Consider the following 23,594-nt stretch of genomic DNA (forward strand, 5'->3'; position numbering starts at 1 on the left):
ACACAACCACATCGAGACCCGGAGATGCTGAAGCTCAATTGGACGAAGCGGCAGTCGAGGATCGGAGCCGTCGAGCAAGATACGGTCCCGTGATGCTGTCCGGGGACACCGCGACTTCGGCAGGCGTCCCGGTTGCGACCACGGTGCCCCCGTTGTCGCCGCCGCCGGGACCGAGATCGATGACCCAGTCTGCGGAGGCTATGGCATCCAGGTCGTGTTCCACCATCACCACGGTGTTGCCCGCGTCGACAAGTAGGTGCAGTTGGCGCATGAGCAGTGCGACGTCGGCGGGATGCAGCCCTGCGGTCGGTTCGTCCAGAAGATACAGGGCAGTGCCGCGACGGGTGCGCTGCAATTCGGTGGCAATCTTGATGCGCTGCGCTTCACCGCCGCTCAGCTCGGTGGCGGGTTGACCGAGTCGAAGGTAACCGAGCCCGATGTCGCGCAACGTCTCCAGACTGCGGGATGCTCCCGTGATGTCGGCGAAGAACATCGCAGCCTCGTCCACCGACATGTGCAGCACCTCGGCAATTGTCCTGTCGCGCCACGTTATTTCGAGAGTCTCCGGTTTGTACCGGTCACCGTGACAGGTGGGGCAGGGGCCATAGGTGCCGGGGAGGAACAGCAGCTCCACCTCGACGAAACCGTCGCCCTGGCAGGTGGGGCATCGTCCGTCCGCGACGTTGAAGGAGAACCGTCCGGGTGCCCATCCGCGGGCCTTGGCCTCCTCGGTGCCGGCGAACAGTTTGCGGACGATGTCGAACATTCCGACGTAGGTGGCCAGTGTCGATCGGGGGGTTCGGCCGATGGGCCGTTGATCCACCCGGACCAGGCGGGTGAACGTCTCGATTCCGGAGACCTCGGCCACGTCGACCTCGATCTGCATGCCGTCGTCCTCGTCTGCCGCGGTCTCGAGTCGGTGGCGCGCCACCTCGAACAAGACCTGGCTGACGAGTGTCGACTTGCCGGAGCCCGACACACCCGTTACTGCCGTCAGGACCGCGTGTGGGAACTCCGCCGTCAACTCCCGCAGATTGTGCCGGGTGACCCCGGCCAGAGTGAGCCAGCCCTGGGTGGGGCGCGCCTCCCGCTGCACGGATTCCGCTCGACCGAAGAGGTGCCTACTGGTGACCGACTCCTCGATCTCCTCCAAACCCGCGACGGGACCGCTGTACAGCACCCGTCCGCCGCCCTCACCCGCTGCGGGTCCGATGTCGACCACCCAGTCGGCGCGGCGCACCACGTCCATGTCGTGTTCGACGACGAACAAGGAGTTTCCCGACGCCTTCAGCTGGTCCAGGACGTCGAGCAGTGGCTCGGCATCGGCGGGATGCAGTCCTGCGGAGGGTTCGTCCAACACGTACACCACCCCGAACAGACCCGAACGGAGCTGAGTGGCGATCCGCAACCGCTGCGTCTCGCCGGGCGACAGCGTCGTCGAGCTACGGCCGAGCGCCAGATATCCCAGGCCCAACTCGAGCAACACGTCGATCCTGGCCAGCAGGTCGGCGGTGATGCGTACCGCCACCTCCGTGGTCTCACCCGACTGTTCGGCTATCGGGCGCAGTACGGCGGCAAGTTCTGTCAGTGAGAGCGCATTGATCTCGGCGATCGAGCGGCCCGCGATGGTGACGGCCAGCGCGTCGGCGCGCAGTCCACTGCCGGAGCACATCGGGCAGCGGACGGTCTCGGTGAATTGCAGGGCGCGTTCTCGCATGCGCTCGCTGTTCGAGTCGGACAGAACATGCATGACATGGCTGCGGGCGCTCCAGAACTTGCCTTCGTAACTGTGGTCGACTCGGCCCTCTTCCGGTTCGATCCACACCTTGGGGTGCTCGTCGGTGAAGAGAAGCCACTCTCGGTCCTTCTTCTTCAGCGTGCGCCACGGTACGTCGATGTCGATACCCATGCCGCTGACGATGCTGCGCAGGTTCGCGCCCTGCCAGGCACCCGGCCACGCCGCGATCGCGCCCTCACGAATGCTCAGCGACGTATCGGGAACGAGCAATTCCGTTGTCACATCATGGAACTCGCCCAACCCGCCGCATCGCGGGCAGGCCCCGGCGACAGTGTTGGGTGAAAACGCTTCCGCCGACAGCAGCGGCGCACCGTCGGGATAGGTACCGGCCCGGGAGTAGAGCATGCGCAGGAGGTTCGACATGGTGGTGATGGTGCCGACGCTGGAGCGGGAGCTGGGCGAACCCCGGCGTTGCTGCAGGGCAACGGCAGGGGGAAGGCCGGTGATGGAGGCGACGTGGGGTGCCCCCACTTGCTGAAGCAGTCGACGCGCGTAGGGGGCGACCGACTCGAAGTAGCGTCGCTGCGCTTCGGCGTACAACGTGCTGAAAGCCAGTGACGACTTTCCTGACCCCGACACTCCGGTGAACGCGACGAATGCATTGCGGGGTATGTCGACATCGACAGCTGCCAGGTTGTGCTCGGTAGCGCCGCGCACACGGACGTACCCGTCCCACGTTGAGTCCGTCACCGAACGAGCCTAGCTGGCATCCTCGAGCCGAGGGCCCAGAAGTGCGAGATGCGATGCATCGGTGCCATCGCGCCCACGAGGAGATCGAGGGTATGTTTTCGGGTGGGTCTGCTCGTCGTGCCGCGAGCGACGAACGGGCATCCAACCACTGCATCAGGACCGTGAAGAAGGAGACGGCATGGCCGAGGAGTACAGCACACGGCCGCTGTTTCGCAACGGTGCCGGCAGTGCCGCGGTGATCCTGGGCATCATCGCTCTGATCTGCGCGTTCGTACCCTTCATCGGAGATTTCGTAGCTGTCCCGACCGGTGTCGCCGCTGTGGTGTGCGGGTGGGTCGGGGTGAGCCGGGACGAGAAGGGCCTCGCGACAAATGGCCGCGAGGCCATGATCGGCGCAGCCCTCGGCGGCGCGGCCATGTTCGTGGTGTTCGTGGCGTACGCGGCCACCATCGTGTGAACGATGACAGAGTGAGCAGTGCCACGAAAACCTTTGTTATCGGTTGCTATGCAATACCTCTCGCCAACCGACGTCGTCCATCCACCTGCCGGCCATCGAACGACGCACGGTCGCAGGCACCCGAGTAGTCAGCCTTCGCAAGGGCCACATCGAGGATCGGATCATCACCGACGGCCGCCTACGCTCCCGCCCTGGCTGCATCCCGTGAACAATGCTGGATCGAATATCCGCCGACCCTTTCGTACGGTTCACCTACAAAGAATTATGGTGGCTCCCGAATCCTTCGCGGAAATCGAAGGCAGAACACGGCATGCTATTGCCGTATTTCGACGCGTCGAACTTCCGATTTTCTCGAAGTAAATGTACTTTCGGTTTTTTTCGAGCAGAGCCACAACGGATTTTCACTTGCCTTGATATCAATGAATCTGGCAATGAGGGACCGCAGCTTCGTTGCTGCACACCGATCGAATTTTCTTGTTCACACCGAACAGCAAGTACCACCCTGCTCATTCCACCTCTGCTGGACTGCACCGATCATGAGGTCCGTGGGCGGGTACGAACGACACTCAGCACCGAGGAGTACCCGTGACACAGATACATGCTGCGACACACAAACATCGGGTGCCGGCGGAGCATCGTGTGCTCGGTCTCGACCGACGCACGTTTCCACCGGCACTCTTCGTCGTCGCGATCTTTGTCGTCTGGACCGTGATCCTCCCACGTGTCGACGCGGCCATCGGCTGGGATGACCCCGTTCTCGCCGGTGAGCAACTCGCGCTCACGGACTCCGTCGTCTTCACGCCGACCACCGGCTGGGATGTCGAGGCCGGCTTTCGTGTCGACGACGAAAGCCGTCGTTCCGGTGACGCCACCGTCGCTGGGAAGGGCGTCACCTTCCAGATCTCGTCGGACACGTTCGAGGGCACTCCGGACGAATTGTTGGACCAAGTGGAGAAGGTCACATCCCGCACCGACGACCCGACCTTCAGGGTCGACGGCGACAGGACCACTCTCACCACGACGTCAGGCGAGAGCGGTGTCGCGCAGCCCTACAGCAGCGTGACCGGGGACGGTGTGGTCGCAGCATTCGTCATCGCCGGCAGGGGGCTGAAGATCACCGCCTACGGTCCTCCCGCTCAGATGACCGCGGCCGTCGACAACATCCAGACCATGATCGCCAGTATCCGCACCGTCGACGGGAACAACTCATGACCGAGACCGGCACCGACACCCCACGCAGCTCCGAGGCCCGGCAACGGCAGGCTCGAGCAATGGAGGTCTCCGGGTGGGGTGAGCGCTTCCACTTCGTGCAACCCCACAATCTCTGCTTCTGGGTGTTCGTCGTGCTGACCGGAATCGGCGCGTTCCAGGTGTGGGCGTACTTCGCACCCAAGGCCGGGTTGTACGCCGACGCCTTCGCGATTTCGGCAGTGCTGTGCGGATTGTGCGGGCTGGCGTGGTTCGCCTGGTTCCGTCATATCGACCGATGGGAACGCCAACCGGGCCGACTCATCCTCGCCGCGCTCGTGTGGGGCGCAATTCCGGCCACCTTCGCATTCGCCCTCACCGCGAACAACGCAATGATCAGCATTTACAACAAGCTTTTCGGTCAAGTGTGGAGTGCCAACTGGGCAGCCGGAGCCACCGCACCGATCACCGAAGAGGCCGCGAAGCTCTGCGGATTCATACTCCTCATGAGCCTTGCCCCGCGATTGATTCGGACCGCGAACGACGGTCTGATCGTCGGCGCGTTCATCGGGCTCGGATTCGCGATCTTCGAGGACTTCCTCTATGCCGCCAACTCCACAGCTCAGGCGTTCGGTACCGATCCGGTCGACCACGCCGTGCAGATGTCGTTCACGCGCATAGCGGTCAGCTTCGTCTCTCACCCGCTGTTCAGTGCCCTCGTCTGCACCGGTGTCATCTACATCCTCGGCACGGCGGCCCAGCCACGCCGGATCGGCCGCGGTGTGGCGTTCGTGTTGGTCGGAATGTTTCTGCACTTCACCTGGGACGACGCCGGCGGTCTCGGCCGAGGTGGCATCCTGACCTTCCCCGTCATGCTCGGCTCCATCGTGCTCGGGTTCACGGTGCTGACGATCGCGTTCCGGCGAGCAGCGCCGCGCGAGTACCAGTTCGTCCGCGACATCCTCGCCCCCGAGGTCGAAGCAGGAACCGTGACCGACGCCGAGGTCGACGGCATCCTGGACAAGAAAGCGCGCAAGGCGTTCATCAAGTCCGCGCCCCACCACAAGTCGCGCCGAGCACGCAAGCACCTACGTCGGGCAATTCTCGACCTCGCCCATGACCTTGCAAACGACAACGGAGCCGACACCGAGGCCGTGCGCCACTCTCGCTCCGAGATCGAGCGTCTGCGCGTCAAGGCCGGCTGACCGACAACCGGACCGGAACCAGGGCATGCAGGTCGTCACCGTGCCCCAGGGCCAACTGGTGCGCCACGACTTGCCCGCGCCCGGCTCATCCCAAGCAACACCAGTGCTGCCGCCGCCGTGGTGATGGCGAACCCCGCCACTGTGACTCCGGTTTGGAACGAGGCCGCTTGCTCGACGCTCCACGTGGTACTCGAGATGTTGCCCGTGAAGAGCGCCGCGATGATGGTGCCGGTGACGGTGATCCCGACGCCGGTGGCGACCTGACTCGACGTGTCGACCATGGCGGCCCTGATGGTGGTGCGGCTCTCGGGGAGACCGGTCATGACGTTGGTACCTGCGACGACACCGACTATGCGCATACCTACCGCGACGAGGACGAGGGCAAGAGCGACCCAGACATAGCCGAATCGGCTACCTACGGCGAAGACCGCCAACCCGAGCACTACCGCCGCCCCACTCATCCAGGCGGCGTGGTTCATCCCCACTCGTCGCAGGAACGGCGCGACGAGGCGGCCGCTGAAGAGCAGCACGACGACCTGAGGGAGCATCCCTATCGATGCGAGGGCAGGCGACCATCTCCATACGAACTGCAGCTGCAGTGTGACCATGTAGCCGAGGCCGGCAACGGCGAGCCCGGACGCGGCTTTGTAGGCAAGACCGCTGGACACGAGGGGCAGCGCAACGAGTTCGAGGTCCAGGAGCGGGTACCTCGCTATGCGAGCGCGGACGACGAAGACTGCTGCTGCGGAAAGGGTTCCGGCAGTTGCTGCCCACGGCATCCACGAATCGGGACCCACCTCGACGAACAGCGTCGGCGCGAGGAGTGCCAGGACGATGGTGGCTGTGCCGAGCACCGCCCCAGCGACATCGAGGGGGTCGCGGTGCAACTCCTCTGGGAGGTCTTTCGCGACGCCCATGCGGATTCCGACGAACGCGAGAATCGCGATGGGTACGTTGATCAGGAGCAGGACCTGCCAGGGCGCGAAGGCGAGAACGAAGCCTCCTGCGGTCGGTCCGATCGCCAACCCGACCAGGCCGACTGTCGAAATCAGGGTGAGGGCTCGAACGCGTAAGGACTCCTGATCGAAGAGCCGAAACGCGAGCGCCATGGAGCCGGGGGTGGTCATGGCTGCGGCGACGCCCATCACGGCGCGGACTGCGATGAGCTGCTCAGGAGTCTCGACGAGGGCGGTAGCCGCGCTGGCGAGCGCCAGCAATGTCAGGCCGACCAGCATTACTCGGCGTCGGCCGAATCGGTCTGCGATGGCGCTGAACAGCAGCATCAGTCCCCCGAAAACGACCGCGTACACACCGGAGACCCACTGCAACGCGGTGGTCGATGCACCGAGTTCACGCCCGATGGTGGGTAGGGCAACGTTGACGATCGAGTTGTCGAGCATCTCGAAAAGAAACACTGCAGAAAGGCCGGCCAGTGCCACCGCGGCGGCTTTCAGCGTCTGCGGACGGTGCCGCGTCGAAGAGGTCTGCGCCTCGTCTGTGTTGGCTGGTCGCTCATTTTTCAGGCGCATACACGTCTCCATCCAAAGGAGAAGTGGCAGCTCGGTGAGCGGCGTATGAACGGGGCTGAAGCCCTCGCTTTTACTTCCGGTGATCCGACTCTAACAGCCAGCAACAGGCAAGGGGAACCCGACTTCGTTGCTGGACTGCTGATCGGCGGCTAGTGCCGCGCCTACTCGCCATTGCGGTTCGAACAGCGAAATCATCTACACCGCAAACTCTTCCGGATCACAGACCCCCGGAGGAGTGTTGTCCAATTTATTACGATGATCTAATATCTCGATTGTCGAGGCATTTGGGAGGTCCAGTGAGTCGGTTCAGTGATAGCCCCGCAGCCGAGGGATTTTTTTCGGCTTACGACCGTGTTCTGGCGAAATGGCCGCTGCCCATCGACGCCATCGACGTCGAATCCGACTACGGCACAACCCGAGTCAACGCCTCCGGACCCGTCGACGGACCTCCGGTGGTGCTGCTGCCCGGTGGCGGAGCAACCTCGACCGTCTGGTTCGCCAACATCGCGGCCCTAGCCCGAGAGAACCGGGTCTTCGCAATCGACCCGATGGGTGATCCCGGACGAAGCGTGGTCGGTGAGACACCGATCCGCACGGTCGATGACCTGATGTCCTGGCTCGATCACGTTCTCGAAACCCTCGATGCCCCGAGAACTTCGGTGGTCGGACATGGGTACGGGGCAACGGTGGCGCTCGCGTACGCGCTGCACCGACCGGAGCGCGTCGGCGCACTCGTCCTGCTGGATCCCCCTTCGTGTTTCGCCGGCATGCGCCTGGCGTACCTTCTGCACGCCGTGCCACTTCTGGTGCGACCGACTCGCGAACGTATGCGTTCTCTGATCCGGTGGGAAACGCGGAACGCGCCGGTCGACACCGACTGGCTCGATCTCACCGAGCGAGGCACCGACTTCCCGTCGGCGAAACCAGTGGTCCCACGGCACCCCAAGGGAGATCGATGGACGACGCTCTCCGCGTACGTCACCGTCGTCTTTGCCGGCGAGAGCAAGGTGCACAACAGTTCTCGTGCTGCCGACGCAGTGGGGAAGGTTCTCCCGAACGCAAGTACCGTCGTCCTGCCCGGTTGCAGCCACCACATGTTGCCGATGCTGCCCGCCGGGGAACTCGATGCCGTGCTACTGAGCGCCCTGCACTGACACCTGTTGTCTGGTCACCGCCAGCTGTATCCGAAGCAGCGATAGAGAGGGCGGGAAGCCGCCGTTCTCGTTTCACAACGCTGGATTCGTACGAACTCCCGTGCTCCCAGTCGGTCTCGAAACGACACTGTGCAGATTTCGAGGGAGCCAAGGGCCGCGGGGACTTCTCTATTTTGCGTTCACCGACCGCCTCGCACTGTACGGTGACCGCGGGGATCGGTACGGCTAAAGAAGAATGTCGGGGGATCATGACTCTGTTCGGTGTGCTCGATCGCGTATTGACCAAACGACTGCCCCTGGAGCCTCCGGACGATCCCCACGCCGCGATCCTTCCAACCCCGATCGGCAACGACGCCTTCTTCCTCACCCCTCCCGGCATCGAGGACCTCGCACCCGGTGCGGTGATTCGGCAGCGCACGACCCGCGGTCTGGTGCCCCGGCCGCGAACCGCCCTGCATCAGTTCATGGTGCGATCTACCGACGCGCGAGGTCTGCCCGCCGGCGTCACCGCCTCGCTGCTGATTCCGAAGCGGCCGTGGACCGGGCGCGGACCGCGGCCCGTCGTTGCCCACAACGTGGCCATCGATTCCCTCGGAGCCAAGAGCACGCCGTCGTACCGGCTCGTGCACGGCGTCGGTGCCGACCTCCCGCCGGTGATGCCGCTCTGGCTCGCCCGCGGATACGCCGTCCTCGTCGCCGATCACCAAGGCCCGCGGATGTCGTACTCCGAAGGCACGATGGCCGGGCATGCCGTCCTGGACTCGCTACGCGGGATGACGGTCGTCGCCCCGGAGCTCGCCGACAGCCCAGTTGTGGCCTACGGCTACAGCGGCGGCGCGATCGCCACCACGTGGACGGCGCAACTGCACCCGAGGTACGCGCCCGACGTGAGGTTGGCGGGTGCCGTCGCCGGTGGAACGCCCACCGACTTCTCGATGCTCCTCGACACCATGAACGGCACCGTCGCGGCCGGCCTGCTGGGCGCGGCGAGTATGGGTCTCGCGCGTGAGCACCCCGAGATGGTCGAGTTGTTCGGCCCGAAGGCGCTGCTGTTGGCGTCCTGGGTGAAGGACATGTCCGTCCTCCCCCTGGCCTTGGGCGGGTTGGCACGCATGCGAATCGAAGACTTGGCGTCCGAGCCCGACCCGTTCGACTCCGACATCGCGCGGCGAGTGATCGCCGCGAACCGTCCGGGCGCGGACGCGCCGTCGGCGCCGGTCGCGTTCTTCCACGGTTCCGCGAGCAAGTGGATCGGCGATCGCTTCATCCCCGAGGCCGGGGTGACTGCCCTGATCGAGCAGTGGCGCAGCAAGGGTGCCAACGTGCACTACGAGCCCGTGGCAGGCGACCACTTCATCGGCGCCATGACCGGTCTGCCGTTCGTGTTGCGTTGGACCGCAGAACAATTCGCGGTCCACGGTTCGAGTTAACTCGCCGCCCGCCGAGTTCGGCGTGGTGGGTCCGCATCGCGTCGATCATGGCGGTGAACACCCGATGCGCCGCGGCGAGGTCGCCTCCGGGAGGTCGGCCATCGTGTCGCGGTTGGGCGCGCCCCCGGACGCGGGCCCATTGAATGCTGCAATTCTGGCGTGCGTGGTTTTGCTCGCGATGGGCATGCTCGACGGTGGGGTGTTCCGGAGCGTGGTGTTCGTGGCCGGGTTCCCGATCACGCTCGGTGCGTTGTCCAGCTCCTGATGAAACACGGCGCCTGGGAGCTGCGTCCCACCCGCGCTTACGCATTTCCGACCCGAGACCAGGTCGAGCCGAGCAGGTTCGTGTTTCGGGCGAGCTGACCCTCCAGTCGAGGACGTTGAACGATGCACGGCTCGACCCTCACTCTGGGGTGATCGCGTCCCAGAGCTCGCAGTGATGCTCCGCGCGATGATCGACGAGGTGCACGCCCGACCCGGTGACCGGATTGTCGAATTGCATGACCGGGGTTTCGGTACCGGTGGTGACGGGCCACTCGGCATCGTCGGCCCCACCGGGAGTACCGGTGTGGGCAAACGCGGCCCAGGCGGCCACCATGTCGTCACCGAGCTCGCGTTGTCCGGGTTCGGTGAGCAGATCTTCGCTGCCGAGATCGAACAGGTACGGCAGGTCGGTGGCGTGCGCCGCCCCCTGGGGCACACCCGATGACGCCACGCCGCTCACATCGGGTGCACTCCGGTCAGCGAATTCATAGCTGTACACCGGTGTTTCATCGGCGGCCAATTCGCGGGCACCGCGCGATGTCGTGCATGCCCACGCCACATCGGTGACCACGGTGGCCCACGCAACGGGAGCCGACTCGTAGTCACCGAGCGGATACGTAGCGCTCACCGCTCCCACGTCGGCTGGGAAAGAGCTCTGAATCAAGGACTCGTAATTCTCCGCGGTCACTGCGGTCGGGTCGGTGAGCAGGAGTCCGCCGATGAACGAGCGGTGTTCGTCGCGATTGCCGCCGGACAGGACGGGAACCTTCAGCCAATTCCCTTGCTGGACTGCTGTCGACGGTTGCTGCGGAAGCAGTTCGGTCCCGTACGCGATCGGGTTTCCGAACAACGCGGCTTGCCCCAGTAGGGCATCGACGGGTTGTGCGCGTAGGCACCCCAGCGGGTCGGGGTCGGTACACCCGAGCGCAGCAGCAGCCGCAGAACCCTGAGCTTCGCTGTCGGACAACGAAATCAGAGATGATGACGCGGGTAGGCCGGGGAACAGCGTTCCAGCGGGCCACGCAAGGCTGCACGAGCCGGAGGAGAAGATGGCCCTGTCGACGAGGCCTACCGCAGCGGGCGATGTCAGCGCGGCGCAGACGGACGTTCCGCCGGCCGATTCACCGAACACAGTGATCGAGTCGGGGTCGCCGCCGAACGCCTCGGCGTTGTCGTTGGCCCAACGCAGAGCAGCCAATTGGTCTGCGAGACCGAAGTTTCCGGACTGGTCGAGTCCGGGCAATCCGAGATAGCCGAGCATTCCGAGCCGATAGTTCGCAGTCACCACGACGACGTCACCCTGATCGGCGAGCCGCTGAGCGTCGTACGGCGCGCCGGCTCCACTGGTGAAACCGCCACCGTGCCACCACACCATGACCGGGCGCGGTGTCTCGCTCGCTCGGGCCGGCACGGTGACATTCAGGAACAGGCAATCCTCGTCGGTCGACGAGACTGCCTGCGCAGTCTCTCCCGTTTGTGGACACGGTGACCCCGCCCGGGTGGCATCGAGGACGTCATCGGTATCGGTAACCGGTTCGGGCAGGGTCCACCGGCGGTCACCGGTCGGCGGCTGCGCGTACCGAACACCGAGGAACTGGCGCGTCTCTCCCACGGCCACCCCCTGCAGGGTCCCCGTCGTGGTGTCCACCACCAGATCCGACCCGGTCGCCGCGTTGTTGCCCACCGACGAACAGCCAGTGGCGACCAGCACCGTCGCGGCGACGACTGCCAGTGTGCGCCTCACGAGATCACCCGCGTGGCCGCGTCGATGGTGCTGACCAGTTCGTCGGCAAGCACAACCGGGTCGGCTCCCGCTGCGGTCAATCCGACCGCGGTGTCCAGGATCGCGCGGATGGTCAGGGCCATGAGTGTCACGTCGAACTCGCGCATCTGACCGGCCACCTGACCGTCCCGGAGCAGGCCGGCGGTCGTCATCATCTCGGCCGCATGCTCAGGTCGCTCCTCCCGCCGCAGGCTGTCCCCGGTGCGGCTGGTGTAGATGGCGGTGAGAGCCCGAAGGTGACGCGGGTTGTGGGCGTAGAACGCGATGCTCCCTCGAACGAACGACGCAACGCTGTCGCGGGGCGACTGCGCCGACAGGGTATCCGGCTGCACTTCCCGGCGGCCCAGGTCGTAAATGGCGTCCACAGCTGCCTCGAACAACTCGCGACGTCCCCCGGGAAAGTGGTAGTTCACGACCCCGCGGCTGACACCCGCGCATTCGGCTATCCGCACCAGCGATGCCTGTTCGGCACCCACGTCGGCCAGAACGTCGATCGCAGCATCGACGAGTTGAGCGCGTCGTGCCGATTGAAGGAACGTATGGTCCATGACGTCAATTTAGCACTCCCGATCAAATTCTGACACCCATGTCAGAAAGGCCGAAACTCCGTTCCACGTCTTCAGTCCGCTCGAGTCCCGCTGCTCGCCTGGTTTATTCGTTTGTTCCGCTCGTGTTGTAGCGCAGCCGGACGATTTCGGAGCCCGGAAGGACCTCCGCGTCGATCAGTCGTAAGCCGGGCCTGGCCGGGCCGGTATAGAGGGACGTCCCTCCCCCAGTGAGACCGGCACCGACGAGGATGATCAGTTCGTCGACGAGGCCCAGTTCGAGCAGCGGGTTCCACGTCGTAGCGCTGCCGAACATCAGCAGATCACCGCTGTCGGCGCGTTTGAGGCGCTCGATCTCGGCGGGGCCCTCCGCGCGCGGAACGACACGAGTGGTCGACGCCCATGGAGCATCGGGTGCGACCGTGAGGGAGTCACTGATGACGAGCGAATCGGTCGAGGTGACGATTCGGGCGATCTCGTGGTCGCGAACGTTCGCCGTGCCGTCAGCGGCCACAGCACTCCAACTGTGCCAGTTCTCGCTGAACCATCGACTGCCATAGACGAGGGTGCCGGCCCGGCGCAACAGCTCGAGATTGTGATTGTTGAACGCGTCCTCGAACGGCATGCTGGACAAATCGTGATCGACGCCTTCGTATTTGCCATCGAGAGACGTCAGGACGGACACGACGAGTGTGCTCATGTTCGGATGCTACCGACGCGATGTCTTCGGTGAAATCACTCTGTGTGATTGCATTCTTCTGCCGATGTGGTCGGTACATCGAAGGACGGTTTGATAAAACGAACAGATGCGAATGGTCGGTTACACGGCACATATCTTTTCCGCGCCTAGCACGAGCCAGAGCAACAGAGTCGTCAATGGAGTCGCGTTCGACCACGTGTCAGCGGTCGACCTCGTAACGCACCAAAGAGGATCCAGACCGAAACGCTCGGCACTCCAGCAGGCGCAGTTTATGCGACGGGGTGCCGTCGAAGAGTCGTTCGCCGCGTCCACGCGCGTACGGGTACTGGAAGAACCTGTATTCGTCGACAAGGTCGGCTGCGATCAGAGCCCGACACAATCCGATACTCCCCGTGCAGACGATGTCGGCACCGTCCAACGCCTTGATCCGCGTGACCTCCTCGATCAGATCTCCCGACAGCACAGTCGAATTCGTCCACCCGGGGTCCTTCATAGTCGAGGACACGACGTACTTTGCGACGCGATTCAGATGTTGAGTCACCCCCGTCGTGTCGTCGGTTTTCGGCCCCCAGAAGTCACGCATACCCTCGAATGTCACCCGCCCCACCAAGAAGCCGTCCGACGCATCGCGTTGCGCGGCCGGCGTCGCGTCGAGTTCGGGGTCGTGCCCAGCTGAGGTGAACCAGTCGTCGGTCGCCTCGATCACGCCGTCGACCGTGATGTTCTGCGTGACAACCAGCGTGCGCATCATCGGAAAGTACCACTGCATCCAACCGCTTCTCGCCCGTTTCAGGCACCTCACGTTCCACCTGCGCGGTGAGTTCTCGGACTTCGTTCGGTCAGAACCCTCAGCAAGGTTCTATCTCCACCGATGCGAAGGATTCGAGATGCAGATAATTGACACTCTGCCAGTGTTGTTCGTCGACGATCACGACACCGCTGTCGACTGGTACACGAAGCTGTTCGGCCGCACCTTCGACCGACGGCCGATGGACCCCGACGCCGAATGGGACCTCGGTGACGGGCGCGGAGTACAGATCTACCACGACCCCGCACGGGCCGGCGGGCACGATGTCGTCCTGGGAGTACCCGATCTGGACGCCGCACTGCTCGACATCGGCTCTCCCGGCATCGACGCCGAGGCATTCACAGTGCCCTCGGGGCAGTTCAAGCTCGCCGTGATCACCGACCCTGCCGGCAACAACGTGATCCTGTCCCAATCACTGACCGACACAAAGTCCCCGATGGAGCGATTCACCAGCAACCGCACTGTCGACGCGGCAGCGTCGGACATCTTCGCGTTCTTGACCAACCCCGACAATCACCAACACACCGAACCGACCGACTGGGTCCGCGACGCTGTCGACACATCCCCGATCACCGGTCCGGGCCACACGTTCGCGGTCAACATGTTTCTGGACGCGGCGGGCGGACACTACGTGATGCACAACCTCGTCACAGCGTTCGAGCAAGACCGCATCATCGCGTGGCTGCCGTGTTCGAAGAGGAGCGATGGCGAACTCGACGCAGGCGGATGGTGGTGGCGTTACGACCTGGCATCTCACGACGACGGAACCCGGGTGACCCTTACCTACGATTGGAGCGACACCTCCGCAGCAATGCGAGAGGAGATCGGCGGGATGCCGGCGGTTCCGATGAGCTTCCTCGACGATTCGCTGGCGTCATTGGACGCAGCGATCCGCAACGGCAAGTGAGGGTTTCACTGGCCACTTTGGATCCCATTCTGGGCCGGTGGCGGACATCGGGCACCGTCGTGGATAGACACGGGAATCTCGAAAGTGAGATAGCGGGTACGGATTCCTACACCTCGCTGGCGGGCGGACAGTGGATTGCGCACGACGTCGACGTCACGATCGGTGGCCACCGAACCCTCGCCCACGAACTGATCGGCGGGGCACACCCCGACGGGGGCTGGCGCATGTATGCATTCGACGAAGCCTCCGAGCCCGGGCTCATGCGGCTGTCGTCGCACGACGATGACCTACTCCTTCTGGAAGGCAACGGTATTCGCAGTTGGTTCCACTTCCGAGCCGGGACCCGCCACATGACAACTCGATGGGAACGATTCGACGGCGACACCTGGAGAACATGGATGTCGATGCGATTCGACAGAATCGGTTGAAACCGCGCCGAGTCTGTGACCGGCCCGCACCACCCGGTCTATGATCCCGAACCGCAACTATGACAAGTCGGCCCGCCCGACGCGTCGATCGCGTTCTCCGTCTCGAGGCAATAGATCCGACCCCAGGTAATCCGAGCACCGCCGGTCGCAATGACTTGACCCGCCGGGGGGTCATGTTGTCGTAGGAGGTGCTTGCTCGCTGTCGAGACGGTCGAGTAAGTCCACGGCAGCTTTCGCGTACTCCCCGATCCATCGAACGGAGATTCGCTTGATCGGCATCGGCGTCAGCGCGAGGCGGCGCTCGCGACCGATTTTTCTCCCGGTGACCAAGTCGGCCCCTTCGAGGATTCTCGAGTGTTGCAGCGCCGTAGTTCGATCGATGTATGGAAGTTCAGCGTACAGCTCCCCGATGGTCCGCGGCCTCTCCTTCCGTAGGTCTGCATTGTGTTGCAGTGGTCAAACTTTCGTCAACGTCCCCTGGTTCTGTCGTGACAGCTTCGGTGACGTATCGGGAACTTACCGGCGGATACTCGGCAACTGACGTCCAATCCCAGAAGGCCTCGGGCCGTTGAGTTTCGTCGAGTCGGTCGACAGTACGATGGGCGTCAATAAACTCTCACATCTCGAACTCGACGACCTGACGAACGTGAACAGACCCATATGCGGCGGTCGGAATCTTGGCCGCACACGCAACAGCGGCGTCGAGATCGGCCGCTTCGATCGTGTAATAGCCGGCAACTACCGATCCAGCGGCATCCGCCTTGCTCGTTACGACAGTGCCATTGTCGAGGGTAACCACCACAGCGTCCTCGATCGGATGAAAGCCCGCCTCGTGCAGGGTGATACCCGCTTCGGTGAACTCGGCGTCCAAAGTCATCCACTGCTCGACCTCGGCTTCGGTCGGACCGGCTACCGCCGGGTCATACGAGTAGAGGAGGGTGAACTTCATAACTGCTCCTTCGCGAATCGTGACAGCACCCGAATGGTCTCGAGCACTCATACAAGCAGACAAAGCGGACGGAGAAAACTCACCGCACGACACCGTGGGACGTCCGCCGAGCATCCTGCAACAACATCAGGGGTGTAGTCCGGCCGGTGCCACAACCAAGGACGGCAGACCATTGCATCACCGTTGAACTCGAAGGCATTTCAGCGCAGCAAGTTTCGACGAAACGTCGAAATCCCACTCACTGAGCGCACACCGGGGTTACGTCATTTCCGTGTCACCGGTATGCAAGTAGAACGCGGTGGTGGCCTCGACCGCGGCCGCGACGTGGCCCGGTTCCCCGCCGCCGGCCAGGTGCGCCTCACCCCACGCGGCAGCGCTGCGTCGACTGAACTCGCGACCGGCGGCCGACGCACCGAACTGCTCGTGCTCGAGTATCTCCCCGCCAGAGAGGAAACTCGCGAGCGTCAGCAGATGCAGGTCCCAGCCGACCCCACCCGCACCGGGACCGTAGGTGGGGAACATGGGCTCTCCGACGGCCGCAGCATGGACCAGCTCGAACTCGGTACCTCCGCTCGAGCCAGGAGACAGGCGCACCTCGACCTCGCTCGTTCCCGGCCACTCGTCCGCGCCGGGCCCGAACATCCAGGACACCCGCAGCACGCGCGGCGGCTCGCACTCGAGGATCTCGCCGTGCTCGCCGCCGTCGAGCTCGAATGCCCCGCCGAGGCGCAGGTCGCCAGTAACCGTCTTCATCCAGCGACCGATCCGCTCCGGGTTGGTGATGGCGTCCCACACGTCATCGAGGGGCGCGTCGTAGCGACGCGTGAGCTCCATCGTGTAGGCCTCCCCGGCAGGAAGAGTTGCTGTGCCCATCTTCCGGCGGGCCGCGGACAGTTCGTCGAGTACATCTTTCATCGTCGTGCTCCGTCCAGTAGGGAACGCTTGTGTCTAGGCTTCTTCGGCTGCGCCGACGTCGTCGCCGGCAGATCTCCGGGTAATGCGCTTCCCCCGGGCGAGCTCGGTCTCGAGTGCGTCGAGCCTCTGGGCCCAGAATCTGCGGAACCGGTCCAGCCACGCATCGACTTCGCTCAACGGCCCGGCCTCCACGGCGTAGAACCGTCGAGCCCCCTCTGCCCGTACCGATGCGAACCCGTGCTCACGCAGAACACGCAAATGCTGAGACACAGCAGGCTGCGACAACGCGAACTCGGCCCGAATCACGTCCGTGATCGCGCCCGAAGTTTGCTCACCATCGGCAAGTAACTCCAGAATGCGCCGACGCACCGGATCGCCGAGCACATCGAACGCGTTCATGAAGACATCATACCAGGTTCAGCTTATATAAGTGAGAATAGGTATGCAGTGCTTCAGCGGTTGGAATCTCCAGTGTCGCGCCCATCGGGTTGCACAACGAGACGCGCTCGTCGGACTCGCCGTGGATATCGTCGGTGTGGACCAGCCGCAGCGACCACATCGGCGATATGACGGCGGTTGCATGCGAGACGTGGGGACTGGTGTTCTGGGAGCAGGGCGGCAGTCGGTCCGCGGCCGTCGTGGGCCCTGAGACCTGAACTACTTGCGACAGCCTCGTGACAGCCTCGTGGCACCGAGCCAAGCGAACACGGCCGTCGAACACGAAAATCGGCGCCGAGCTGCGCAAATGCCAAGATGCGACGAAGAACCTACACACCGCGCAGATTTGAAATCCGCTGTCTCGGTTGTTCACTCAAATCCGTAGTAGGCCACGTCCACGCTACCACCCGAAAAGCACTGTCCTGGTCCAAAATTCTGGATCCATATGGACCTACGTGCCCCCAGTCGGACTCGAACCGACACTGTGCGAATTTCAAGTCCCTGGAAGCGGATCCACCCAGCCTTCAGTGGACTCGATATTTGTTTATTCACAACGTTTTTCGTGCATGACCGTCCAGCCCAGTGCGGGTCCGAACGTACCGACTTGTGACACCCTCGTGACACTGAGGTTCCCGCCCATCGGCGGATCGGACCGGCCTGGACGACAAGGGACTTCGGTATCGCGAATCGGGTGTGGAACTTCCCGCGACCGCGCGTATCACGGTGGCGGCTCGAGATCCAGCCGATCAGCAGCGGCGCTTGGCCACGGGGATCGATCGGGCCGAAAAGGACGATTACCGCACTGTCAGCAGATTTTGGCGGTGCGCCACGTCAATGAATCGCTTTATGCCCGGCACGCTCCACGTGCTTGAATGCGATGCCGGGACAACCCATCAGTCGGTAATGATCACGCCGAGGTCTCACGTAGCTCGTGCTCTCGGTCCTCCAGTGCATCGATGGCGGCCGCCGTCAGGCTCTTCACGATGTGCTGACGCATGAGATCTGCAGCCCCCTGCGAGTCCTGTGCGACAACGAGTTCGAGTATTCGGAAGTGTTCCTGGTGGTCGACGGTGCGCGGTTCTGCACCGGGTGGCAGCTCGAGACCGATCCGTCGATAGCGGTCGGATTTGTCCCACAGGTCATCGAGCAGACGGATCAGGACGTCATTGTGCGACGCCAGGTACAGCGCGCGGTGAAAATCTCGGTGCGCACGCAACGCGTCCTCGCCCCACTTCTGCGTGACCGGCAGTAGCCGTCCCGCGGCCGCACGCATGTCGGCGATGTCTTGGTCTGTTCGCCGATCGGCAGCCAACTCGACCGCTGTTGGATCCAGCGACAGACGAACCTCGAACAGCTGACGCGCTTCCGCTGCGCTCATGGGCGCGATTCGCACGTTCTTGTGATTGTCGAGCTCGATGAGCCCCTCACTGCTGAGCCTTCGTACTGCTTCGCGGATCGGGGTGATGCTCATGTGCAGCCGGTCGGCGAGCTCGTACTGCGCCAGTTTCGATCCTGCGTCGAGCGTGCCCATGAGGATCATGGCGCGCAGCTCGGCGTAGGCGACTTCACCTTTGCTGGAGAAGACATTGGTAGGTGAGGTCACTGCTGGACCTGCCTCTCCGCTGTGAGTACAGCCCGTCTCGGCCGCTCTTCGATCAGGATCTCGATCACTCGATGCTACACCCGCGGTCCGAGCTCTTATAAGATGCCCAACGCAATTTCTGGAATCTTATAAGAAGTTGTTGTGTTCGCCATCACTCTGCGCTACCGTCACTTACACCTTATAAGATATGAGAAAGGCGCAGAATGAAGATCATCTCCGTACACGAAGGCATCGTCCCGATCAGCTCCTCGATCCGAAACGCGTGGATCGACTTCTCCAAGATGGACTGCTCGATCGTGGCAGTCGTCAGCGACGTGATGCGCGACGGCGAACCGGTAGTTGGCTACGGCTTCAACTCGAACGGGCGCTACAGCGCCGGCGAGATCCTCCGCCGCCGTGTCATCCCCCGCCTGCTCGACGCGGCACCCGATGCCCTGCTCGACGCCGAAGGCGAGCTGGACCCCACCCTCGCGTGGGACTTCATGATGAGCAACGAGAAGCCCGGCGGACACGGAGAGCGTTCCGTCGCAGTGGGTGTCGTCGACATGGCATTGTTCGACCTGGCTTCCAAGATCGCCGAAAAGCCGCTCTACCGGTGGCTCTCGGACAAGCACGGTGACGGACAGCCCGATGACTCGGTGTTCGTCTACGCCGCCGGTGGCTACTACGCGCCCGGCAAGACCCTCGCCGATTTGCAGGACGAGATGCGCGGTTTCCTCGATCAGGGCTACGACGTGGTGAAGATGAAGATCGGCGGTGCCGATCTCGCCGAAGACCTCGAGCGCATCGAAGCCGTACTCGAAGTCCTCGGTGGCGACGGGCAGCGCCTCGCGGTCGATGTGAACGGAAAGTTCGATCTGGCCACCGCCCTCGAATACGGCGCAGCCATCGAGCAGTACAACCTCTTCTGGTACGAGGAGGTCGGTGATCCCCTCGACTACCGTCTCAATGCCGTTCTGGCTGAAAACTATTCGGGACGCATCGCAACCGGTGAGAACCTGTTCTCGCTGCAGGATGCACGTAACCTCGTCCGCTACGCCGGAATGCGACCCGATCGCGACATCATCCAGGTCGACCCCGCACTGAGCTACGGACTCACCGAATACCTGCGAATCCAGAAGATGCTCAAAGACCACGGCTGGTCTTCACGCCAGTGCATTCCTCATGGCGGACACCAGTTCTCGCTGCACATCGCAGCAGCGCTCAAGCTCGGCGGCAACGAGTCCTACCCCGGCGAATTCCAGCCCACCGGCGGATTCGCCGACGGGGCGGTGGTCGAGAACAGCCGCGTCGGACTCACCGAGACCCCCGGCATCGGCTTCGAGGGCAAAGCCGCCTTCTACAAGGTGCTGCGCGAATTGCACTGACCACTGCCAGACCGCTTCGACCAAAGCTCCACGTGACGACAGAGCTACGCCGATACACCAGCCGCTGCGCGGCGTAGCTCTGTCAGTGCTGCACGAAAAACATTCGTAGACAGCAGTTCCGAAACGGTCTTGCACGAGCGGGACCACACTCCCCCACCCTTGCTGCTGTGCAAAGGAGCACCCCATGGCGACCACCCACCTCGACACTCCGAACCACCCGCCCCACAAAACCCCCGAACGCTCGCGTCTCGCTCGGTTGATACGAGAACTGTGGTTCCAGGTCATCATCGGAGCGGTCGCCGGTATCGCCGTCGGCATCTTCCTGCCCGACGTCGGATCGGCACTGAGCCCGCTCAACGATTGGTTCATCGCACTGGTGAAGATGATCGTCGTCCCGGTCGTCTTCTGCGTGGTCTCGCTCAGCATCGCCTCGATGGACAACCTCCGCAAAGCCGGCCGGATCGGTGTCAAGGCAATCGGCTACTTTCTGTTCCTGTCGCTGATCTCCATGCTGTTCGGGCTCCTCGTTGCCAATATCTTTCGCCCCGGCGACGGAATGAACATCGACCCCTCAGCACTCGATTCCTCCTCCCTGCCGGTCGACGAGAACTCTTCGGTCTCCGGTATCGAATTCGTCGACAATCTCATCCCCGAATCACTCTTCGGCGCACTCACGGGCCACACGATCCTCGCGGCCTTGCTCGTGTCCATCATCTTCGGTGCAGCACTCAATGTTTCGGGTGAAGCCGGGGCACCCATCACCAAAGGAATCAACGCACTCTCCACCGTCGTGTTCAAGATTGTCTCCTGGGTCATGCGACTGGCCCCGATCGGAACCTTCGGCGCACTTGCTGCAGTCGTCGCCAACTACGGCGCGTCGACGTTGCAGCAGCTCGGCTACCTGATCTTGTTGTTCACCGCGACGTGTGTGGTGTACGTCATCGTCATCCTCGGCGGCATCGCCCGCGCCTGCGGACTGCGGCTCTGGCCGCTGATGAAATTCCTCAAAGCCGAACTGCTCGTAGCGCTTTCCACCTGTTCGAGCGAAGCAATCCTCCCTCAATTGATCAAGAAGCTCGAGCACCTCGGAGTCGGAAAGCCGGTCGTCGGCATAGTGATCCCTTCCGGGTTCTCCTTCAACCTCGACGGCTCCGCCGTCTACCTCACCATGGCGTCGCTGTTCCTCGCCCAAGCATGCGGAATCGACCTCAGTTGGCAGCAACAGCTGATCATGGTCGGAATCATGATGCTCACCAGCAAGGGCACAGCCGGCATCGCAGGCGGGGCATTCATCGTCCTCGCCAGCACCATCACCGCCGTCGGACACATCCCCCTCGCAGCACTGGCGCTGATCGTCGGTATCGATCGAATCCTCAACGAGGGCCGCGTCTTCATCAACGTTCTCGGAAATGCCATGGCCACCATCGTGATCGGAAAATGGGAGAACGACTTCGACACCACCCGGGCACGCTCGGTTCTCAATGGCGAAATCGACTATGACCCCAATTACGACCCTGACCGGATTGGCGACTCCACGGTCGCCGAGACGTCGACCGATAAGACCGACGCCCGAGTCTGACACCGGTCGGTCCACCCGCCGGCATTCGACGCTTGACGTCGAATGCCGGCGGCATTCGGCTGTATGTCCCATATCGTTGCACCACAACCGATCTCCACACATGCCACGGAAGGACCGCGCCAGTGGGAACGATCCTCATCACCACCGACTACCTCGTGCCCGGCGACGAGGTAGACCAGCTTTTCCATGCAGCCGGCCATCGAACAGTGCACAGCCCTGCAACCGGTCGACGCGCAGACGGTGAAATGGCCGACCACCTGCTCAGGTGCGACGCAGCGCTGATCGCCAGCGAACCCGTCACCGCAGAAATGATGCGGCCGGCCCGATCCCTGCGCGTCATCGCACGCAGCGGTGTCGGATACGACTCCATCGATGTGAACGCAGCGACTGCGCTCGGCGTCGTCGTGTGCAACACCCCCGGTGCCAACAAGAACGCCGTGGCCGAGATGACGGTCACCCTTTTACTGATGTGCGCCCGAAGGATCGTCGAAACCGTCGACGGCGTCAAGACAGGTCACTGGCCCCGACACGATACCGGCGAACTGCATGGTGCCACCTTGGGAATCATCGGCCTCGGGCCCAGCGGGCGGGCGGTAGCCGAGTTGGGCCGCGCCTTCGGTATGACCGTTCTGGTCTCGACCGGCCATCCCGCTTCCGAACTCGACGTGAGCTATGTCGATACCGAAGAGTTGTTCTCTCGATCCGACTTCGTCACCCTGCACGCGCGTGCGCAGCCCAACGGCACTCCGATAGTCGACCGGGCGGCGCTCGCCGCCATGAAGCCCTCCGCCTACTTGGTGAATACGGCACGTGGTTCTCTCGTGGACGAACCCGCACTTGTCGACGCGCTAAGGCGCGGTGAGATAGCCGGTGCCGGACTCGATGTGTTCGCCCGCGAGCCAGTCGATACGGACAACCCGCTCCTGAGCATGCCCAACGTCGTGTCGCTGTCCCACATGGCCGGGCAGACCCGTCAAGCACGTACCGAAGCGAGCCTGGCTGCCGCCCGCGACATCGTTGCAGTTCTGGACGGCCGGCACCCACGCGGCGCGGTGAACGATCCCCAGAACACCCGTCTCGCCGAGCCTGACAGCCGCCACTAGGCCTCGGGATCGTGCAGGCAGTGGGTCCACCCGGATGTCACGACGTTTCGAATGAACCCGACGCCGATACTGACTTCGATTGTCTGGCCCTCGGTCAGGTACTCGCGAGGTGTTCTGTTGTGGCCGTTGCCGGCTGGCGTTCCGGTGAGAATCACATCACCGACCTCGAGAGTCATGAACGTCGAGATGAGTGCTATCAATTTCGGCACCGAGAAAATCATCTGGTCGATGCATCCGTCCTGCACCAGACCGCCGTCGATCATCGTACGGATCCGTGCATCGGGCGAAACGTCCTCGTATGGAACGATCTACGGCCCCAACGGAGTGGTGGATCCCAGGCCTTGCCCTGCAACCACTGTGCGCTCGAGCTTTGGAAGTCACGCACGGTCACGTCGTCGGTGATCGTGCAACCGAGAACATGATCGATAGCGCTCGATTCCGAGGGCATCTCGATCGGATCGTATGCGCCGACCAGACAGGACACGAATTTCGTGAAGAAGACCGGGTAGGCGGGGGCTGCAACGGCGATGGGGAGGGCATCGTAATAGTTCATGCCCACGCCGATCACCCTCGACCGTTCCGTCACCGGGGGGCAGAAGCCGGACGTCGGCTGTGGGCACAGATCGGCTGTATTCGGGGCGTGACGAGCCGCGACGCAGATTGCCTACCGAACCTGCATCGAGGGGGAAGATCGTCGTGTCTCGACGCCACCCGACCGATACCCGCCGCTGTATTCGTAACGAACGTAAGCCAT

At 63.3% G+C, this 23,594-nt stretch carries 23 protein-coding genes; 11 read left to right on the forward strand and 12 right to left on the reverse strand.

Going from position 1 to position 23,594, the window contains the following annotated elements; all coding sequences use genetic code 11:
* Positions 1-34: 34 nt before the first annotated feature.
* On the reverse strand, positions 35-2,488 hold the full coding sequence (gene uvrA / locus CH251_RS26880; protein WP_094615762.1) for an excinuclease ABC subunit UvrA: 2,454 nt from the start codon (positions 2,486-2,488) through the stop codon (positions 35-37).
* Between the two features lie 178 nt (positions 2,489-2,666).
* Between uvrA and CH251_RS26885 the strand changes: the two genes are divergently transcribed.
* The 3 genes from CH251_RS26885 to CH251_RS26895 all read left to right on the forward strand — a co-directional run bounded on the left by CH251_RS26885 (position 2,667) and on the right by CH251_RS26895 (position 5,338).
* Complete coding sequence (locus CH251_RS26885; protein ID WP_094615763.1) at positions 2,667-2,945, forward strand: hypothetical protein; 279 nt, start codon at positions 2,667-2,669, stop codon at positions 2,943-2,945.
* A gap of 585 nt (positions 2,946-3,530) precedes the next feature.
* Positions 3,531-4,157, forward strand: a complete 627-nt coding sequence (locus CH251_RS26890; protein WP_094615764.1) for a hypothetical protein — start codon at positions 3,531-3,533, stop codon at positions 4,155-4,157.
* Positions 4,154-5,338: a PrsW family intramembrane metalloprotease gene (locus tag CH251_RS26895; protein ID WP_094615765.1), complete on the forward strand. Its 1,185-nt coding sequence runs from the start codon at positions 4,154-4,156 to the stop codon at positions 5,336-5,338. The genes CH251_RS26890 and CH251_RS26895 overlap by 4 nt, the downstream gene beginning before the upstream one ends.
* A gap of 35 nt (positions 5,339-5,373) precedes the next feature.
* Here CH251_RS26895 and CH251_RS26900 read toward each other — a convergent pair whose 3' ends face one another.
* Complete coding sequence (locus CH251_RS26900; protein ID WP_094615766.1) at positions 5,374-6,867, reverse strand: MFS transporter; 1,494 nt, start codon at positions 6,865-6,867, stop codon at positions 5,374-5,376.
* Between the two features lie 296 nt (positions 6,868-7,163).
* On the opposite strand from CH251_RS26900, the gene CH251_RS26905 reads away from it, so the two are divergent.
* The 3 genes from CH251_RS26905 (at position 7,164) to CH251_RS27685 (ending at position 9,716) form a co-directional block, all read left to right on the forward strand.
* A complete protein-coding gene (locus CH251_RS26905) occupies positions 7,164-8,021 on the forward strand; it encodes an alpha/beta fold hydrolase (RefSeq protein ID WP_256979332.1) in 858 nt (285 codons plus the stop codon).
* Positions 8,022-8,269: 248 nt separating this feature from the next.
* Positions 8,270-9,451 carry a lipase family protein gene (locus tag CH251_RS26910; RefSeq protein WP_094615767.1) on the forward strand — a complete coding sequence of 394 codons (1,182 nt, stop codon included), beginning with the start codon at positions 8,270-8,272 and terminating at the stop codon, positions 9,449-9,451.
* Positions 9,452-9,515: 64 nt separating this feature from the next.
* On the forward strand, positions 9,516-9,716 hold the full coding sequence (locus CH251_RS27685) for a hypothetical protein (RefSeq protein ID WP_094615768.1): 201 nt from the start codon (positions 9,516-9,518) through the stop codon (positions 9,714-9,716).
* Positions 9,717-9,854: 138 nt separating this feature from the next.
* Here the strand turns inward: CH251_RS27685 and CH251_RS26920 are convergent, their stop codons facing one another.
* The 4 genes from CH251_RS26920 to CH251_RS26935 form a co-directional block, all read right to left on the reverse strand.
* The gene (locus CH251_RS26920) at positions 9,855-11,459 is read right to left on the reverse strand and encodes a carboxylesterase/lipase family protein (protein ID WP_094615769.1); all 1,605 of its coding nucleotides are present in this window, start codon (positions 11,457-11,459) and stop codon (positions 9,855-9,857) included.
* Positions 11,456-12,046, reverse strand: coding sequence for a TetR/AcrR family transcriptional regulator (locus CH251_RS26925; RefSeq protein WP_094615770.1), 591 nt, complete (start codon positions 12,044-12,046; stop codon positions 11,456-11,458). Before CH251_RS26925 ends, CH251_RS26920 begins: the two co-directional genes overlap by 4 nt.
* A 103-nt stretch (positions 12,047-12,149) precedes the next feature.
* Entirely contained in the window at positions 12,150-12,743 is a 594-nt protein-coding gene (locus tag CH251_RS26930; protein WP_094615771.1) for a dihydrofolate reductase family protein, read from the reverse strand.
* A gap of 199 nt (positions 12,744-12,942) precedes the next feature.
* Positions 12,943-13,494 (reverse strand): dihydrofolate reductase family protein, encoded by a 552-nt coding sequence (locus CH251_RS26935; protein ID WP_373454995.1) that lies wholly within the window; start codon positions 13,492-13,494, stop codon positions 12,943-12,945.
* A gap of 136 nt (positions 13,495-13,630) precedes the next feature.
* On the opposite strand from CH251_RS26935, the gene CH251_RS28195 reads away from it, so the two are divergent.
* Both CH251_RS28195 and CH251_RS26945 read left to right on the forward strand, forming a co-directional pair.
* Complete coding sequence (locus CH251_RS28195) at positions 13,631-14,458, forward strand: VOC family protein (protein WP_306436829.1); 828 nt, start codon at positions 13,631-13,633, stop codon at positions 14,456-14,458.
* A 17-nt stretch (positions 14,459-14,475) separates the two neighbouring features.
* Positions 14,476-14,886: a hypothetical protein gene (locus CH251_RS26945; protein WP_143537923.1), complete on the forward strand. Its 411-nt coding sequence runs from the start codon at positions 14,476-14,478 to the stop codon at positions 14,884-14,886.
* A 616-nt stretch (positions 14,887-15,502) separates the two neighbouring features.
* On the opposite strand, the gene CH251_RS26955 is transcribed toward CH251_RS26945, so the two are convergent.
* The 4 genes from CH251_RS26955 to CH251_RS26970 all read right to left on the reverse strand — a co-directional run bounded on the left by CH251_RS26955 (position 15,503) and on the right by CH251_RS26970 (position 18,791).
* Entirely contained in the window at positions 15,503-15,835 is a 333-nt protein-coding gene (locus CH251_RS26955) for a YciI family protein (RefSeq protein WP_179273637.1), read from the reverse strand.
* Positions 15,836-16,093: 258 nt separating this feature from the next.
* Complete coding sequence (locus tag CH251_RS26960) at positions 16,094-16,750, reverse strand: SRPBCC family protein (RefSeq protein WP_094615775.1); 657 nt, start codon at positions 16,748-16,750, stop codon at positions 16,094-16,096.
* 33 nt (positions 16,751-16,783) lie between these two features.
* A complete protein-coding gene (locus CH251_RS26965) occupies positions 16,784-17,149 on the reverse strand; it encodes a helix-turn-helix transcriptional regulator (protein WP_094615776.1) in 366 nt (121 codons plus the stop codon).
* Positions 17,150-18,095: 946 nt separating this feature from the next.
* On the reverse strand, positions 18,096-18,791 hold the full coding sequence (locus CH251_RS26970) for a GntR family transcriptional regulator (RefSeq protein ID WP_094615777.1): 696 nt from the start codon (positions 18,789-18,791) through the stop codon (positions 18,096-18,098).
* Between the two features lie 203 nt (positions 18,792-18,994).
* On the opposite strand from CH251_RS26970, the gene CH251_RS26975 reads away from it, so the two are divergent.
* The 3 genes from CH251_RS26975 to CH251_RS26985 all read left to right on the forward strand — a co-directional run bounded on the left by CH251_RS26975 (position 18,995) and on the right by CH251_RS26985 (position 22,840).
* Entirely contained in the window at positions 18,995-20,158 is a 1,164-nt protein-coding gene (locus CH251_RS26975) for a mandelate racemase/muconate lactonizing enzyme family protein (RefSeq protein ID WP_094615778.1), read from the forward strand.
* 184 nt (positions 20,159-20,342) lie between these two features.
* Positions 20,343-21,737: a cation:dicarboxylate symporter family transporter gene (locus tag CH251_RS26980; protein WP_082322424.1), complete on the forward strand. Its 1,395-nt coding sequence runs from the start codon at positions 20,343-20,345 to the stop codon at positions 21,735-21,737.
* Positions 21,738-21,859: 122 nt separating this feature from the next.
* Complete coding sequence (locus CH251_RS26985; protein WP_094615779.1) at positions 21,860-22,840, forward strand: phosphoglycerate dehydrogenase; 981 nt, start codon at positions 21,860-21,862, stop codon at positions 22,838-22,840.
* Here the strand turns inward: CH251_RS26985 and CH251_RS26990 are convergent.
* Complete coding sequence (locus tag CH251_RS26990) at positions 22,837-23,103, reverse strand: fumarylacetoacetate hydrolase family protein (protein ID WP_094615780.1); 267 nt, start codon at positions 23,101-23,103, stop codon at positions 22,837-22,839. The two genes, CH251_RS26985 and CH251_RS26990, sit on opposite strands and share 4 nt — an antisense overlap.
* On the reverse strand, positions 23,100-23,393 hold the full coding sequence (locus tag CH251_RS26995; protein ID WP_143537924.1) for a fumarylacetoacetate hydrolase family protein: 294 nt from the start codon (positions 23,391-23,393) through the stop codon (positions 23,100-23,102). The genes CH251_RS26990 and CH251_RS26995 overlap by 4 nt, the downstream gene beginning before the upstream one ends.
* Between the last annotated feature and the right edge of the window lie 201 nt (positions 23,394-23,594).

The organism is Rhodococcus sp. 06-462-5 (assembly GCF_002258315.1).
In the GTDB taxonomy this organism is placed as follows: domain Bacteria; phylum Actinomycetota; class Actinomycetes; order Mycobacteriales; family Mycobacteriaceae; genus Rhodococcoides.